The organism is Microbacterium horticulturae, from assembly GCF_029094505.1.
GTDB lineage: Bacteria > Actinomycetota > Actinomycetes > Actinomycetales > Microbacteriaceae > Microbacterium > Microbacterium horticulturae.
Map to the genome: position 1 here is coordinate 692,865 of NZ_CP119108.1, position 13,093 is coordinate 705,957.

14 protein-coding genes are annotated in these 13,093 nt (G+C 69.6%); 9 read left to right on the forward strand and 5 right to left on the reverse strand.

Going from position 1 to position 13,093, the window contains the following annotated elements; translation table 11 throughout:
* The 5 genes from PU630_RS03135 (at position 1) to PU630_RS03155 (ending at position 4,877) form a co-directional block, all read left to right on the forward strand.
* Entirely contained in the window at positions 1 to 1,179 is a 1,179-nt protein-coding gene (locus PU630_RS03135; protein WP_275278900.1) for a sensor histidine kinase, read from the forward strand.
* On the forward strand, positions 1,176 to 1,799 hold the full coding sequence (locus PU630_RS03140) for a response regulator (RefSeq protein WP_275278901.1): 624 nt from the start codon (positions 1,176 to 1,178) through the stop codon (positions 1,797 to 1,799). Before PU630_RS03135 ends, PU630_RS03140 begins: the two co-directional genes overlap by 4 nt.
* 129 nt (positions 1,800 to 1,928) lie before the next feature.
* Positions 1,929 to 2,441: a DUF3817 domain-containing protein gene (locus tag PU630_RS03145; protein WP_275278902.1), complete on the forward strand. Its 513-nt coding sequence runs from the start codon at positions 1,929 to 1,931 to the stop codon at positions 2,439 to 2,441.
* Positions 2,442 to 2,502: 61 nt separating this feature from the next.
* Positions 2,503 to 4,446, forward strand: a complete 1,944-nt coding sequence (locus tag PU630_RS03150; protein ID WP_275278903.1) for an FUSC family protein — start codon at positions 2,503 to 2,505, stop codon at positions 4,444 to 4,446.
* Positions 4,447 to 4,475: 29 nt separating this feature from the next.
* Positions 4,476 to 4,877 (forward strand): nuclear transport factor 2 family protein, encoded by a 402-nt coding sequence (locus PU630_RS03155; protein WP_275278904.1) that lies wholly within the window; start codon positions 4,476 to 4,478, stop codon positions 4,875 to 4,877.
* On the opposite strand, the gene PU630_RS03160 is transcribed toward PU630_RS03155, so the two are convergent.
* A complete protein-coding gene (locus tag PU630_RS03160; protein ID WP_275278905.1) occupies positions 4,874 to 5,425 on the reverse strand; it encodes a hypothetical protein in 552 nt (183 codons plus the stop codon). The genes PU630_RS03155 and PU630_RS03160 overlap by 4 nt on opposite strands.
* Positions 5,426 to 5,616: 191 nt before the next feature.
* Here PU630_RS03160 and PU630_RS03165 point away from each other — a divergent pair, with 191 nt between their 5' ends.
* Positions 5,617 to 5,985: a cupin domain-containing protein gene (locus PU630_RS03165; protein ID WP_275278906.1), complete on the forward strand. Its 369-nt coding sequence runs from the start codon at positions 5,617 to 5,619 to the stop codon at positions 5,983 to 5,985.
* A gap of 9 nt (positions 5,986 to 5,994) precedes the next feature.
* Here the strand turns inward: PU630_RS03165 and PU630_RS03170 are convergent, their stop codons facing one another.
* Positions 5,995 to 6,600 (reverse strand): TetR/AcrR family transcriptional regulator, encoded by a 606-nt coding sequence (locus tag PU630_RS03170; protein WP_275278907.1) that lies wholly within the window; start codon positions 6,598 to 6,600, stop codon positions 5,995 to 5,997.
* 80 nt (positions 6,601 to 6,680) lie between these two features.
* On the opposite strand from PU630_RS03170, the gene PU630_RS03175 reads away from it, so the two are divergent.
* Positions 6,681 to 7,376, forward strand: a complete 696-nt coding sequence (locus PU630_RS03175; RefSeq protein WP_275278908.1) for a DUF899 family protein — start codon at positions 6,681 to 6,683, stop codon at positions 7,374 to 7,376.
* Positions 7,377 to 7,512: 136 nt separating this feature from the next.
* Here PU630_RS03175 and pgi read toward each other — a convergent pair whose 3' ends face one another.
* A complete protein-coding gene (gene pgi / locus PU630_RS03180) occupies positions 7,513 to 9,192 on the reverse strand; it encodes a glucose-6-phosphate isomerase (protein ID WP_275278909.1) in 1,680 nt (559 codons plus the stop codon).
* Positions 9,193 to 9,327: 135 nt separating this feature from the next.
* Here pgi and PU630_RS03185 point away from each other — a divergent pair, with 135 nt between their 5' ends.
* The gene (locus PU630_RS03185; protein WP_275278910.1) at positions 9,328 to 10,128 is read left to right on the forward strand and encodes a universal stress protein; all 801 of its coding nucleotides are present in this window, start codon (positions 9,328 to 9,330) and stop codon (positions 10,126 to 10,128) included.
* A 72-nt stretch (positions 10,129 to 10,200) separates the two neighbouring features.
* Here PU630_RS03185 and PU630_RS03190 read toward each other — a convergent pair whose 3' ends face one another.
* Both PU630_RS03190 and PU630_RS03195 read right to left on the reverse strand, forming a co-directional pair.
* Entirely contained in the window at positions 10,201 to 11,643 is a 1,443-nt protein-coding gene (locus PU630_RS03190; protein ID WP_275278911.1) for an MATE family efflux transporter, read from the reverse strand.
* Between the two features lie 54 nt (positions 11,644 to 11,697).
* Positions 11,698 to 12,174, reverse strand: coding sequence for a MarR family winged helix-turn-helix transcriptional regulator (locus PU630_RS03195; protein WP_275278912.1), 477 nt, complete (start codon positions 12,172 to 12,174; stop codon positions 11,698 to 11,700).
* A 71-nt stretch (positions 12,175 to 12,245) separates the two neighbouring features.
* Between PU630_RS03195 and PU630_RS03200 the strand changes: the two genes are divergently transcribed.
* A complete protein-coding gene (locus tag PU630_RS03200; RefSeq protein WP_275278913.1) occupies positions 12,246 to 13,079 on the forward strand; it encodes an aldo/keto reductase in 834 nt (277 codons plus the stop codon).
* Positions 13,080 to 13,093 lie beyond the last annotated feature (14 nt).

Below are 13,093 nucleotides of genomic sequence, written 5' to 3' on the forward strand. Positions count from 1 at the left end.
ATGGCCACCGGAACGGCGACACGGATGATGCGGGCGGGTCTGCACGCGATCACCGCCGTGCTGGTGGTCATCGGCGCCGTCAGCGCGCTGCAGGCTGACCGTCCGATCCTGGCGCTGTCGGCCGCTGCCGCTTTCGTCGTCTGGTACATCGCAGGGGCGGTGCTGGCGCGGCGCCGCCGGTCACACCGGCTCGCCGTCGTCTGGCTGATCGTGCTCGCCGTGATCTGGGCGGCCGCCTCGGCGTTCGCGCCCGAGTTCATCTGGCTCGCGTTCCCGCTGTGGCTGCTGGCGGGTCAGATGATGGCGACGGTGCCGGCGGCGGTGTTCAGCGCTGTCGTGCTCGCCGTCGTGATCACGGCCCCCATCGCACGCACCGGCCACGTCGACACCGCGTACATCGTCGGCCCGGTCGTCGGCGGTCTGTTCGCCTACGGCATCTCGCGCGGTTATCTGCGGTTGCTCGCCGACGCGCGCGAGCGTCAGCGGCTGGTCTCCTCGTTGCTGCAAGCGCAAGACGACATGGCCCGCCTGCACGACGAGCTCGGCGCGACCCAGCGCGAGTCGGGGATCCTCCAGGAGCGCACGCGCCTCTCGCGCGACATCCACGACACGATCGCCCAGTCGCTGTCGGCCATTGTGCTTCTCGCACGGGCGCAGCCCGAGGACCCGACACTCGAACGCATCGCGACCGTCGCCGAGACCGGGCTCGTCGACGTGCGCCGCATCGTCGCAGCGCTCGCGCCGGCGCAGCTGCAGGAGGGCACCCTCGTCGTGTCGCTGCGGCGCATGCTCGACCGGCTGGCCGAAGACACCGGCATCCTCACCTCCCTCGATGCCGACGACCATCTGCCGCAACTGCCGGTGGAGGTGGATGTCGCGTTGCTGCGCACGGCGCAGTCGGCGCTGTCGAACGTTCGTCTGCACTCGGGCGCGAGCCGTGTCGTGGTGCATCTCGCCGACGTCGGCGACGGCATCCGCCTCGACATCGTCGACGACGGCCGCGGCTTCGATCTGCAGAAATGGGTCGGCGGCGACGGCGGATACGGCCTGCGCGCCATGCGGGACCGGCTGCGTGAACTGGGCGGCGGGCTCGACATCGAGGCGGCGGTGGATGCCGGGACCGCCCTCTCGGCCCACGTTCCACTCGCGCCCGCCCGGCGTGCGGAGGAGGACGAATGAGCGTCTCGGTGGTGATCGTCGATGACCACCCCATCGTGCGGTCGGGGCTGCGGGCCGTGCTGACCTCGGACCCCGAGCTCGACGTCGTGGGCGAGGCGGCCGACGGTGCCGAGGCCATAGCGCTGTGCGCGACGCTGCGCCCCGACGTCGTGCTGTGCGATCTGCGTCTGGGCGAGGGCGCCGACGGCATCGCGACGACCCGCACGCTGCGTGCGCTCGATGCGGCGCCGGCTGTCGTCATCCTCACCACCTACGACACCGATCACGACATCTACCGTGCGGCACAGGCAGGCGCGGCAGGTTATCTGCTGAAGGATGCCGCGCCGCAGACCATCATCCACGCGATTCGGGATGCCGCGGCCGGCCGCACCGCGTGGGCACCCGAGCTGTCGGTCCGGGTGCTGGAGGCCGTGCGGTCGCCCGCGGCGACGCTGACCGCGCGCGAGATCGAGGTGCTCGAGCATGTGGCGGCTGGGCACTCGAACGAGGCGATAGCGAAGGCGCTGTTCCTCACCGCCGCGACCGTGAAGACGCACCTCGGCCACATCTACACGAAGCTCGACGTGGACAGCCGCACCCAGGCCGTTGCACGGGCGCGCGAGCAGGGAATCCTGCCCTGAGCCGGCGCGCCGACGCCGAGCGCTGACAGCAGGGGAACCGAACCACTCATCATTTCGGTCGATGTGCCCGCGGCATCCCCCTTCGAGACTGGTTTCATGACCACCACTCCGACCCGAATGGAGTCACCCATGACCACCGACGAACGGACCGCGGCGCGCCCCGCGCTGCTGAACCGCATCAGCCCGCGCGGCTGGTACCGCACGGTCGCGATCGCCGAATCGATCACGTGGACGTTGCTGATCGCCGGGATGCTGCTGAAATACGTCGCGGGTCTCGGATCGCTGCCGGTGCTGATCGGCGGATCGATTCACGGCTTCGTGTTCATCACCTATGGCATGACCGCGGTCCTCATCGGCGTGAACCAGCGCTGGAGCCCCGCCCGAATCGTCGGGGCCGTCGCCACCGCCATCGTGCCCTATGCGACGATCCCGTTCGACCGCTGGCTCGAGCGCCGCGGGCTTCTCGAGGGAGACTGGCACCTCGAGGCGACCGACGACCCGCGCGACCAGTTCTGGACGCGCCGATTCCTGCGGTGGATGCTGAACCATCCCGTCACGCTGATCGTCACGTTCGTCGTCGGCATCGCCGTCATCATGACGGCGCTGCTGCTCATCGGCCCGCCCGGCGGCTGGAACCGCTGAGCCGGCCGCATGCCAGCCCGTCGCGCGGGACCGAGCCGGTCGCGCGACGTAGGCTGATGCCGTGTCCGGCCCGAGATGGGTGCGCGAGCTCGCGCGCCAGCAGCATCTGCCGGTGCCGTGGATGCGCATGGTGCGGGTCGCCGTCGCTATCTCGCTTCCGGTCACACTCGGCGCCGTCTTCGGCCAGCTCGGGCTGGGACTTCTCGTCTCGATCGGCGCGCTCGCCGGCAGCGTCACCGACGCCGAGGGCACGATGCGGTCGCGCGTCGCACGCGTCGGGTGGGCGACCACCGGCGGGTTCATCGGCTTCGTGCTCGGCGGCCTGATCGCCGGGCACCCGCTGCTGACCGCCTCGTGCGTCGTCGCCGGAGGACTTGTCGGCGGCATCCTGAGCCTGCAGGGTGCGGTCGCGTCGGTGGCGTCGCTGCAGTTCCTCATCTACCTGATCGTCGCTTCGGGGGCCGACTTCGGCGACGTGCCCGCGTGGCTGCCGCCCGTCGGCTATGTCGTCGGAGCCTCATGGGCGGTGCTGCTCGCGGTCGTCGAGAGCCGGGTGCTGGCCAGCGATCCGGGACGGGATGCCGTTGCCGACGTCTACGCGCGGCTCGCCGACTACATGGCGGCGTGTGGCGGGACCACCAACACGGGCGACGCGCGCAACCGCCTCACCCTCGCAATGAACCGTGCGTACGACATCGTCACGACCTCTCGCGCTCGAGTCGGCGGCCGCGACCCCCACATCCGCCGACAGGCCGCGTTCCTCAACGCGGCCACCCCGGTGATCGAGGTCACGACGATGCGCGCGGTGTCGAGCCGCGGCATCCCGCCTGAAATCATCGCCTGGGTGCGTGACATGAGCGCGCGCATAGCGCGCGCCGATCCGCCGGTGGATCTGCTCTGGCTCGCGGTGCTCGAGCGGCCTGAGTGGCGCGACCTGGCCGCGGGGCTCGAGGCGGTCGACGAACTCGCGCGCCACAACGCGCGTGCCGCGACGACGCCTGCCGCCGAGCCGTCGCCCATCACCCGGGCTATGCGCCTGCCCGGTGCGACGACGGCGCAGACCACGCTGCGTGCGCGACTGGTGGGAGTGCGGGATGCCATCGCCGGCGGCCGCGAGACATGGACGCCGATCCTGCGGCTCGTGCTGTGCCTCGTCGTGGGTGAGATCGTGGCGGCGCTGTACACCGGCGAGCGTCCGTACTGGATCGTCATGACCATCGCGGTCACGCTCAAGCCCGACTTCGGCAGTGTCTTCGCGCGGGCCGTGCAGCGCGGCATCGGGACGGTGCTCGGTGTGCTCATCGGGAGTGCCCTGCTCGCGCTCTCGCCGGGGCATGTCGTGCCGTTGATCGCGATCGTGGTGTTCGCGGCGTTGATGCCGTTCGCGCAGCGGCGCAACTACGGTCTTTTCACGGTGTTCCTGACGCCCGTCATCGTGATGCTGCTCGACCTGGGTGCAGGCGGCGGCTTCGACCTCGCCATCGGACGCGTCAGCGACACCGCCGTCGGCTGCCTGATCGTGCTCGTCGTCGGCTACCTGCCGTGGCCCGACACCTGGCGCTCACGTTCACGCTTCGGCCCCCGCATCGCGCGGGCGGCCGCGGCGCTGGCGGACTACATCCGGATCGGGTTCGGCACGGTGCCGGGCGTGCGGCAGACGGCGCGACGCCAGGCCTACCGCGAGCTGTCCGATCTGCGCACCAAGCTGCAGCAGGCGCTGAGCGAGCCGCCGCCGGTGAGTCGCACCGCCGCCGGCTGGTGGCCGGTCATCGTGGCACTCGAGCGCGCCGTCGACGCGACCACGGCGATCATCCTGCACGGCGATGCCGCCGCCGTCGACCCCGACGAGGTCGAGCGGCTCGCGGCCGCGGCCGATGGCATCGGCGATGCGGCACGGGGTACCGTGACAGATCCTGCGCCGCAGCTGCTGCAGGATCCGATGCTCGAGCCGCTCACCGCCGAGCTGCGTGCGGGCCAGGCCGTGTTCCGGCGCGGTGACGAGTGACCCGAGTGGCATGGCGCGCGGAGCCGCGAATGACCTCGCGACCGGCGGCCGGTATCGTCGGCCGCATGCCGCTGTGCCTGGACGACCTGCTCGAAATCGAACGCCATGGCTGGGAGGCGCTCTGCCGCAGCGACGGCGCCGCCTTCTATGGGGAGGTCATGACGTCTGACGGGGTGATGGTGCTCGTGAACGGTATGGTGCTCGATCGTGACGAGGTCGCCGTCTCGCTCGCCGGCGCCCCGGCGTGGGACCGTTTCGAGATCGCCGATGCCCGCATGATCGGGCTGGGTGTCGACGCGGCAGCGCTCGTCTACCACGCCACCGCTGTGCGCGACGGTGAAGCACCCTTCCGGGCTCTGATGAGCAGCGTCTACCGTCTTGTCGACGGCGTGCCACGGCTCGCGCTCTACCAGCAGACGCAGATCGCCTAGTCCGCGGCATCCACCTCGTACAGATCGCGGAACTCGTCGGCCAGCACCAGCAGACCGAACCGCAGCTCGGCGGATCGCTGGATCTCGTCCGGCAGGCTGCGGACCGTGGCGTACGCCGCGTAGCGGACGGACGAGAGGGGATGCCGCATCGCCCGCGCTATCGCGTCGGCGGCGTCGCGGTCGCCGGTGGAAGCGAGCGGCGTCAGCCCGCGCAGGGCGATCACGCGCTGTGTCGTCTCCATCGCAACCGACGCGAAGGGGTGGATGTCGGCATCCAGCACCTCGATGAGGAGCCAGCCGGCCTCGGCGGTGCCCAACTCGGCGGCGCACTGCACGAGTGACGTGCGCAGCGCGTCGGCGTCGTCATGCGCGCGATATGCCCGTGCGAGCGCCGTGACGCCTTCCGGGCCGCGGCGGCGCAGCGCTGCAAGCGCGCGCCGCCGCGAGTACCCGTCGTCGAATGCGGGCACGGCATCGACCCAGGCCCGGATCCCCGGGTCGAGGTCGACGCTCCCCAGCGTGCCCGTCGTCATCTCCAGTGCGCCCACGATCGCCCTCCCCAGTGACGAATGGACGACAGTGCGGTCCCGGCAACGTCCCCCGTAAAGCCCGGACCCCGACACTCCCCAGAGTCGGAGTCCGCACCGGGCCCGCACTGTCAGTTGTCAGCAGAGAGCACACGGCCCTGCATCCTGATACATCGGCCCTCGCCTTGTGAATCCGCGGCAGGATGAAAGGCATGGGAATCACTGCCGTCGAGAACATCGACGCGCTCGTGGTCGTCGAGCCGGGCAGGCGCACCTCGCAGGTGGCGCTGTCGGCCGACGGTGCGCGGGCGGTCGTCTTCGCCTTCGACACTGACGCCGAGCTCACCGAGCACACGGCGCCCGGGCCGATCATCGTCCAAGCGCTGGAAGGCCACCTGACATTCACCGCGGAGGGCGTGACGAAGCATCTGCGCCCCGGCGGCATCCTGCACCTCGACGCGCGCATCCCGCACTCGGTGCGTGCGCTCGAGCCCTCGAAGATGATGCTCCTGCTGCTGCGCAAGGCGCCGGAGAAGGCGCCCGAGATCTCGCTGCCCGAAGGCATCTCGCTCCAGGCGTAGGCCGCTGGTCTACGCCGGGCGCGCCACCAGCAGCCCCGCGATCACGGTGTCGACCGTGCGCTCGGCGGCGGCCTGTGCGACGTCGTCGGGCAGGTGCCGCAGTGGCCCGCGCAACCAGAGCCGTGCGAATCCGTGCACGGCTGACCAGCACGGCCACTCGGCGCCCGGCCTCTGCTCGGGGCTGAGGTCCCCGTCGCGCACCAGGGCGTCCAGCGCGGCGCTGAGCGCGAGCAGGGGAGAGGGGGCGCCCGTCGCCCCGGGCGTCGCGCTGATCGTGCCGAACGCTGTCTCGAACCAGCCCGGCTCTTCGCGCGCGAAGGCGATGTAGCCGAGTCCGACGGCCCTCAGCCTGTCGCGCCCGGTCGCGGCATCCGGTTCGAAGGACTGCATGCGTGCGGCCATCGCGTCACGAATGCGGGTGGCGACGACATCCACCAGCGCATCGCGGTCCGCGAAATGACGGTACGCGGCACTGGCCGAGACGCCGACGTCACGCGTGGCCGTGCGCAAGGTCAGCGCGGATGGGCCGCCGGTGCGGGCCAGCGCGAGGCCCGCGGTCACGAGCGCCTCGCGCAGGTTGCCGTGGTGGTAGTGCTCGCGTGTCGGTGTCGGCATCTTTCCCCTTGACGTGCCGCCCAGGATGTGTACGCTGTCAACATACCATGTGAACATTGTTTACATCACCGGGAGGTCTCATGGTCACCGCACTGCCCCCTGTCGTCGACGCCGACACCTGGCGCGCCGAGCTCGCTGCGCTGCGAGTGCGCGAGAAGGCCGCCACGCACGAGCTCGACGCGATCGCGGCGCAGCGCCGCCGACTGCCCATGGTGAAGCTGCCCGAGTACACGCTCGTCGGCGAGGAGGGGCCGGTCCGCCTCGCCGACGTCTTCCAGGGGCGGTCGCAGCTGATCACCTACCACCACATGTGGAATCGCGGGGCCGAGTGGCAGTGCGGCGGCTGCACCGGCTTCACCGCGCAGTACACGCGGCTTGATTTCCTCGGCAAGAACGATGCGCGCTTCGTCGTCGTCTCACAGGGTGAGATCGGCGAAGCGCTCGCATACCGCGACAAGACCGGCAACCGTATGGACTGGTACTCGACCTACGACAGCCCCTTCGGTGCGGACATGGACGCGCCCGTGGGCGGGGGCGTCGCCGTCAACGTGTTCCTCCGCGACGGCGACGACGTCTATCGCACCTGGCACACGACTGCGCGCGGGACCGAGGTGCTCACCCACACATTCCCGCTCGTGGACATCCTCCCGTACGGTCGGCAGGAGGAGTGGCAGGACGTCCCCGAGGGCTGGCCGCAGGCACCCACCAACAACAGCTGGGGCACCGCACAGGACATCGCCCGGCTCTACGGCCCCGGATCCGGCCACCGCGACTGACGCAGCGCGGGCGGCCGCGGCATCCATCCACCCCCTCCCAAATCGTGAGAGTGCAGCTGCTGGACGAGAGATAGGGAAGTACCCGCTTCCTCGTCCACCAGGTGCACTCTCAGCGAGAGAAACGCGCGGGATGCTGCTACGCCCGGTGCGCGCGGTAGTAGTCGAGCAGGGCGCGGGTCGAGGCATCCTGCGCCTCCACCGCCTCGCTGTCGCCCTCGATCGCCGGCGCGATCTGCAGGGCCAGCTGCTTGCCGAGCTCCACGCCCCACTGATCGAAGGAGTTGATGCCCCAGATCGTGCCCTCCGTGAACGTGATGTGCTCGTACAGCGCGATGAGCTCGCCGAGCACGCGCGGGGTCAGCGCTGACGCGAAGATCGACGTCGTCGGCCGATTGCCGCTGAACGTACGGGCGGCCACGAGCGCGCCGGTCGTCCCCTCGGCTTCGACCTCTTCGGCGGTCTTGCCGAACGCGAGCGCCTTCGTCTGTGCGAGGAAGTTCGCCAAGAACAGCCCGTGCACGTCACGATCGCCGTCCTGCAGCGGGTAGGCCGGGTTCACGAATGCGATGAAGTCGGCCGGGATGAGCCGGGTGCCCTGGTGGAGGAGCTGGTAGAACGCGTGCTGCCCGTTCGTGCCCGGCTCGCCCCAGAACACCTCGCCGGTGTCGGTCGTGACCGGTGAGCCGTCCCACCGGACCGATTTGCCGTTCGACTCCATGGTCAGCTGCTGCAGATACGCGGGAAAGCGGTGGAGCAGCTGCGCGTACGGCAGCACGGCGTGCGACTGGGCGCCGAGCAGGTTGTTGTACCAGACATTGAGCAGGCCCATCAGCACCGGCACGTTCTTTTCGAGCGGGGTGGATGCCGTGTGCACATCCATAGCGTGGAACCCGGCCAGCAGCTCCTCGAACGCGTCGGGGCCCAGCGCAAGCTCGAGCGAAAGACCGATCGCCGAGTCGACCGAGTAGCGGCCGCCGACCCAGTCCCAGAAGCCGAACGCGTTGTCGGTGTCGATGCCGAAATCTGCGACCTTGTCGAGCGCGGTCGAGACCGCGACGAAGTGGTGGGCGACGGCATCCGTCTTCGCCTCGTCGGTGCCGTCGATGGCGCCGGATTCCTGCAATCCGGCCCACAGCCAGTCGCGGGCGAGGCGTGCATTGGTCAGCGTCTCGAGCGTCGTGAACGTCTTGGACGCCACGATGAACAGGGTCGTGGCGGGGTCGAGGTCTGCCGTGGTCTGGGCGAGGTCGGTGGGGTCGATGTTCGAGATGAACCGCGCCTCGATGCCCGCATCGGCGAGCGGCCGGAGTGCTTCGTAGACCATGACCGGGCCGAGGTCGGATCCGCCGATGCCGATGTTTACCACGTGCGTGACCTTCTTGCCGGTCACGCCCTTCCACTCGCCGGCGCGTACACGGGTCGCGAAGGCGCGCATGCGATCGAGGACCTCGTGCACGTCGTGATCGACATCCTGCCCGTCGACGACGAGCGAGGGCTGCTCGCCCGCGGGTCGGCGCAGCGCGGTGTGCAGCACGGCGCGGTCTTCGGTCGTGTTGATGTGCACGCCTTCGAGCATCTGCGCGAACCGCTCGGCGACGTGGGTCTCCTCGGCCAGGCGCACGAGCGAGGCGAGGATCTCGTCGGTCACGAGGTTCTTCGACAGGTCGACGCGCAGGTCGGCGGCATCGAAGCTCAAACGGCTGGCGCGGTCGGGGTCCGCGGCGAACCAGCCGCGCAGGTCGGGCTTCAGTGCGGCCTTGTGCTGCTGCAGCTGGGCCCAGGCAGACGTCTCGGTGGGGTCGATCGGAGCGCTCATCCTCCCACGCTAGTGCGCCCGGGCCGCGCGGTGTCAGCGTGTTGCGACCTTCTCACTTCGGCTCTCCACTGGCGCGGACCGATGCACGGGCTCTAGATTCTGTGCATACCCGTCGCTCGAGCCTGGGAGGCGCAGATGTACGCACGGATCGTGGTCGCCCTCGACGGATCGGCTTTCGCCGAGGAGGTGATTCCGCGCGCGGCGGGGATCGCCGAGCAGATCGGCGCGACACTGTCGTTCGTGCGGATCGCCGAGCGGCCCGGTGACATGCTCGCCGCCGACGAATACGTGCGGGCGCTGACCCGGCAACTCGGTGTCGACGGGCGCGCCGTGGTCGCTACCGGATCGGTGAGCGAGAGCATCATGGGCGAGGTCGACCGGGTCCCCGGCAGTCTCGTCGCCATTTCGGCGCGGGGCCGCAGCGGGCTCGGAACGGCCGTGCTCGGCAGCGTCGCCCGCGAGTACGTGCAGTCCAGCAGCGACCCCGTGCTCGTGTACCGGCCGAGCAGCGCCGCCGAAGACGGCGGCTCGCCGATCTCGACCGTGGTGCTGCCGCTGGATGGCACCGCGCGCTCCGAGTCGATGGCGGAGGAGGCCGCCGACTGGGCGCAGGCGCTGCAGGCGACCTTGATGGTCGTGCAGGTGATAGACGCCCGCCGTGCGGATATGACCGGCATCGACACGACCGAGGACGCCTACGTGCGCTCTCGCGCCGAGTTGATCGCTGCGGGTCGCGGCATACACACCGAGTGGGAGGTGCTGCACGGCGACCCCGCAGACGCGCTGTCGTCGTACGTGCGAGGCCGCCATGACGTCCTCGTCGTCATGGCGACCCGCACGCAGCCGGCGATGCGCGCCGCCGTGCTCGGCAGCGTCACGTCCGGTCTCATGCACGCGGCGAGCGTGCCCGTGGTGGTGCGCGCCGTGCGCCCCTGACGAGGCTCAGCGCGCGGCGGCCGCGAGGTTCGCGCGCACCTGGTGACGTGAGCGCGCCGCAGCTCTCGGAGTTCAGACCGCGACCGCCTCCTCGGCAGCGGCGATCGCCTGCTCCGACGGCTCGGCGTCCAGCGCCCGACGTGACGTGAAGAACAGCGCGACGCCGAGCGCGAACGTCAGCAGCTCGGTGACCGTCATCGCCCAGATGACGCCGGTGATGCCGAACACGGCGTTGCCGATGAGCACCACGGGGATGAACAGTACGCCCTGCGCGATCGACATGATCGTCGCGTTGCGCATCTGTTCGGTCGCCTGGAACACAGCGATCACCAGGCCGGTGATGCCGTTGAAGATCGTGGAGACGAGCATCGCCGTGAGCACCAGAGTGCCGTCCTGCAGCACCGCCGGGTCGGCACTGAACAGTGCGAACACCTGGTCGCGGAACACGAAAACGAGCGTTGAGAAGACCACCGTGATGCCGAGGATCGCCACGGCCGCCCCCGTGATCGCGCGGCGCAGCCGCACGTGGTTGCGCGCACCGAAAGCGTAGGCCAGCAGCGGGATGACGCCGATGAACATGCCCATGCACATCATCTCGGGCAGCTGCGCGATGCGCAGCGCGACGCCCATTGACGCGAGCAAGGCCGCGCCGTAAGCGATCGCGATCCAGTTCATGACGAGGGTCGTGACGATGAGGAACGACGACTGCAGCAGCTCGGAGACGCCCACGCCGAAGACGGTGCGCAGCATCTCGCGGTCGGCGCGGAACCAACGCAGCCCCAGAGCGGCGATCTCGCTGCGGCGGATGAGCCACCAGACGTAGTAGCCGACCATGACGATGTTCGACAGACCGAGTGCGAGGCCGGCGCCGAGGATGCCCCAGCCCAGCACCAGGATGAACAGCACGTCGAACACCAGGTTCGCGACGGTCGAGGCGATCAGCCCGGTCATCGATGCGACGGCGGCGCCCTCGGCGCGCACGATCTGCTCGAGCGAGAAGCACGCGACGTAGATCGGCGTGAACGCGAACATCGCGCCGATGTACAGCGCGGTCGGCGCCAGCGAGGCGCCCGATGCGCCGACGGCGGCGGCGATGGGCGTGGCGAACACGACCCCGACGATGCCGATCACGACCCCGGCTGCGAGCGAGCCCCAGAGAGTGAACGACGAGACGTTCTTGATGCGGGATGCCGCGGCCGCGGCGCCTGTGCCGAGCGAGCGCGAGCGAGCCGAGGCATCCTCTCCGTCCTGGTCTTGTGATCCGAGCAGGCGGGAGATGTACGTGCCGCCGCCGACCCCGAAGACGCCGCCGACGGCCATGATGAGCGCGAAGACGGGGAGGGAGAAGGTGAGCGCGGCCAGGAGCGGGGTCGAGTGCAATGAGCCGATGAAGCCCGAGTTGATGATGTTGTAGACCGCGCCGACCGACATGCCGGCGATCATCGGGATGCACAAGTGGATGAGTGCGCGCCAGATCGGCGCGGACGCAAGCTGGAAACGGTTGTTCGAAGACATGGTGATACCTCCGTCACACGGGACGGCTTTCTGAAGAGGAGGGGAGGGTGCGGCTCAGCGGCGACGTCGGTCGCGACGCTCGGGCGGCGGCGGGGAGTCCGGCACGCCGGAGTCTCGGATGACCCGATCGAGAAGGTCGAGCAGCGTGTCCTGCTCGTTGGGGCTCAGCGAGGTGAAGAGACGCTCCTGCCCGGAGCGCATCTCGTCGTCAAACCCCTCGATGAGGCGCGAACCCTCAGGGGTGATGGTGATCAGCTTGACGCGCGAGTCGTCGGGTGACGGCGTCCGCGTGATGTAGCCGCGGTCTTGCAGCCCCTGCAGGAGGCCCGCGACGGCGGCCGGCGTCGTGCCCGACACTTCGGAGAGCTCGCGGGCGATCACTCCGCGGTCTTGGTGCTCTTCGATGTAACCGAGCGTGAAGCCCTGTTGCCGTGTGAGCCCGCTCTCGCGCACCCAGGAGTCGGCCATCGCACGCTGAGCGAACCCCAACGTGCGGATAGCGACCATGAGTCTCTCAGCACGGCTTGTCATGGTTAAGAAGTTAATGGTTAAGTCCTTAACTGTCAAGCGTCATTCGTGCGCTCGGTGTGCAAGATGGACTGATGACTTCCATTCCGACTGTGACCCTGAACGACGGCACCTGGTTTCCCGAGCTGGGGTTCGGCACCTACAACCTCACCGGCGACGAGGGGGTGGATGCCACAGCCGGCGCGATCGCGGCCGGGTACCGGCTGCTTGACACCGCGGTGAATTACGAGAACGAAGCCGTGATCGGCGAGGCCGTGCGTCGCAGCAACGTGGACCGCGACGACCTGCTCGTCGCGACGAAGCTGCCCGGCCGCGACCATGGCTACGACGAGACGATTGCGAGTGCGCGGGGTTCACTCGAGCGGCTCGGCCTCGACCGCATCGACCTCTACCTGATCCACTGGCCCAACCCGAGCATCGACAAGTATCTCGATTCGTGGCGGGCGATGATCCGGCTGCGCGATGAGGGGCTCGTACGCTCGATCGGCGTGTCGAACTTCACCGAGGCGATGCTCACGCGCCTGATCGGCGAGACGGGCGTCACCCCGGCCGTGAACCAGGTCGAGATGCACCCGTACTTTCCGCAGGCGGCGCTGCGGGCCTACCACGCGGAGCGAGGCATCCGCACGGAGAGCTGGAGCCCGCTGGCCCGACGCAGCGAGCTGCTGGCCGAACGGGTCGTGGGCGACATCGCTGTGGCACACGGCGTGACGCCCACCCAGGCCGTGCTCCGCTGGCACGTGCAGCTGGGCTCGACGCCCATTCCCAAGTCGGCACACGCCGGACGCCAGCGCGAGAACGCCGACGTCTTCGGCTTCCGGCTGACCGATGCCGAGGTCACGGCGCTGTCCGACCTCGAGCGCGGGCGGCTCTGGGACGGCGACCCGGACACCCACGAGGAGATGTAGGGGCACGGGATAGC

What these genes read in the sequence shown, in the direction of transcription:
- PU630_RS03170 (WP_275278907.1), bottom strand. Translation starts at nt 6,600, where the DNA reads ATGCCGACACCGACACGCGAGCACTACCACCACGGCAACCTGCGCGAG.
- PU630_RS03175 (WP_275278908.1), top strand. Translation starts at nt 6,681, where the DNA reads ATGGTCACCGCACTGCCCCCTGTCGTCGACGCCGACACCTGGCGCGCC.
- PU630_RS03190 (WP_275278911.1), bottom strand. Translation starts at nt 11,643, where the DNA reads ATGTCTTCGAACAACCGTTTCCAGCTTGCGTCCGCGCCGATCTGGCGC.
- PU630_RS03195 (WP_275278912.1), bottom strand. Translation starts at nt 12,174, where the DNA reads ATGACAAGCCGTGCTGAGAGACTCATGGTCGCTATCCGCACGTTGGGG.
- PU630_RS03165 (WP_275278906.1), top strand. Translation starts at nt 5,617, where the DNA reads ATGGGAATCACTGCCGTCGAGAACATCGACGCGCTCGTGGTCGTCGAG.
- PU630_RS03155 (WP_275278904.1), top strand. Translation starts at nt 4,476, where the DNA reads ATGACCTCGCGACCGGCGGCCGGTATCGTCGGCCGCATGCCGCTGTGC.
- pgi (WP_275278909.1), bottom strand. Translation starts at nt 9,192, where the DNA reads ATGAGCGCTCCGATCGACCCCACCGAGACGTCTGCCTGGGCCCAGCTG.
- PU630_RS03145 (WP_275278902.1), top strand. Translation starts at nt 1,929, where the DNA reads ATGACCACCGACGAACGGACCGCGGCGCGCCCCGCGCTGCTGAACCGC.
- PU630_RS03185 (WP_275278910.1), top strand. Translation starts at nt 9,328, where the DNA reads ATGTACGCACGGATCGTGGTCGCCCTCGACGGATCGGCTTTCGCCGAG.
- PU630_RS03140 (WP_275278901.1), top strand. Translation starts at nt 1,176, where the DNA reads ATGAGCGTCTCGGTGGTGATCGTCGATGACCACCCCATCGTGCGGTCG.
- PU630_RS03135 (WP_275278900.1), top strand. Translation starts at nt 1, where the DNA reads ATGGCCACCGGAACGGCGACACGGATGATGCGGGCGGGTCTGCACGCG.
- PU630_RS03200 (WP_275278913.1), top strand. Translation starts at nt 12,246, where the DNA reads ATGACTTCCATTCCGACTGTGACCCTGAACGACGGCACCTGGTTTCCC.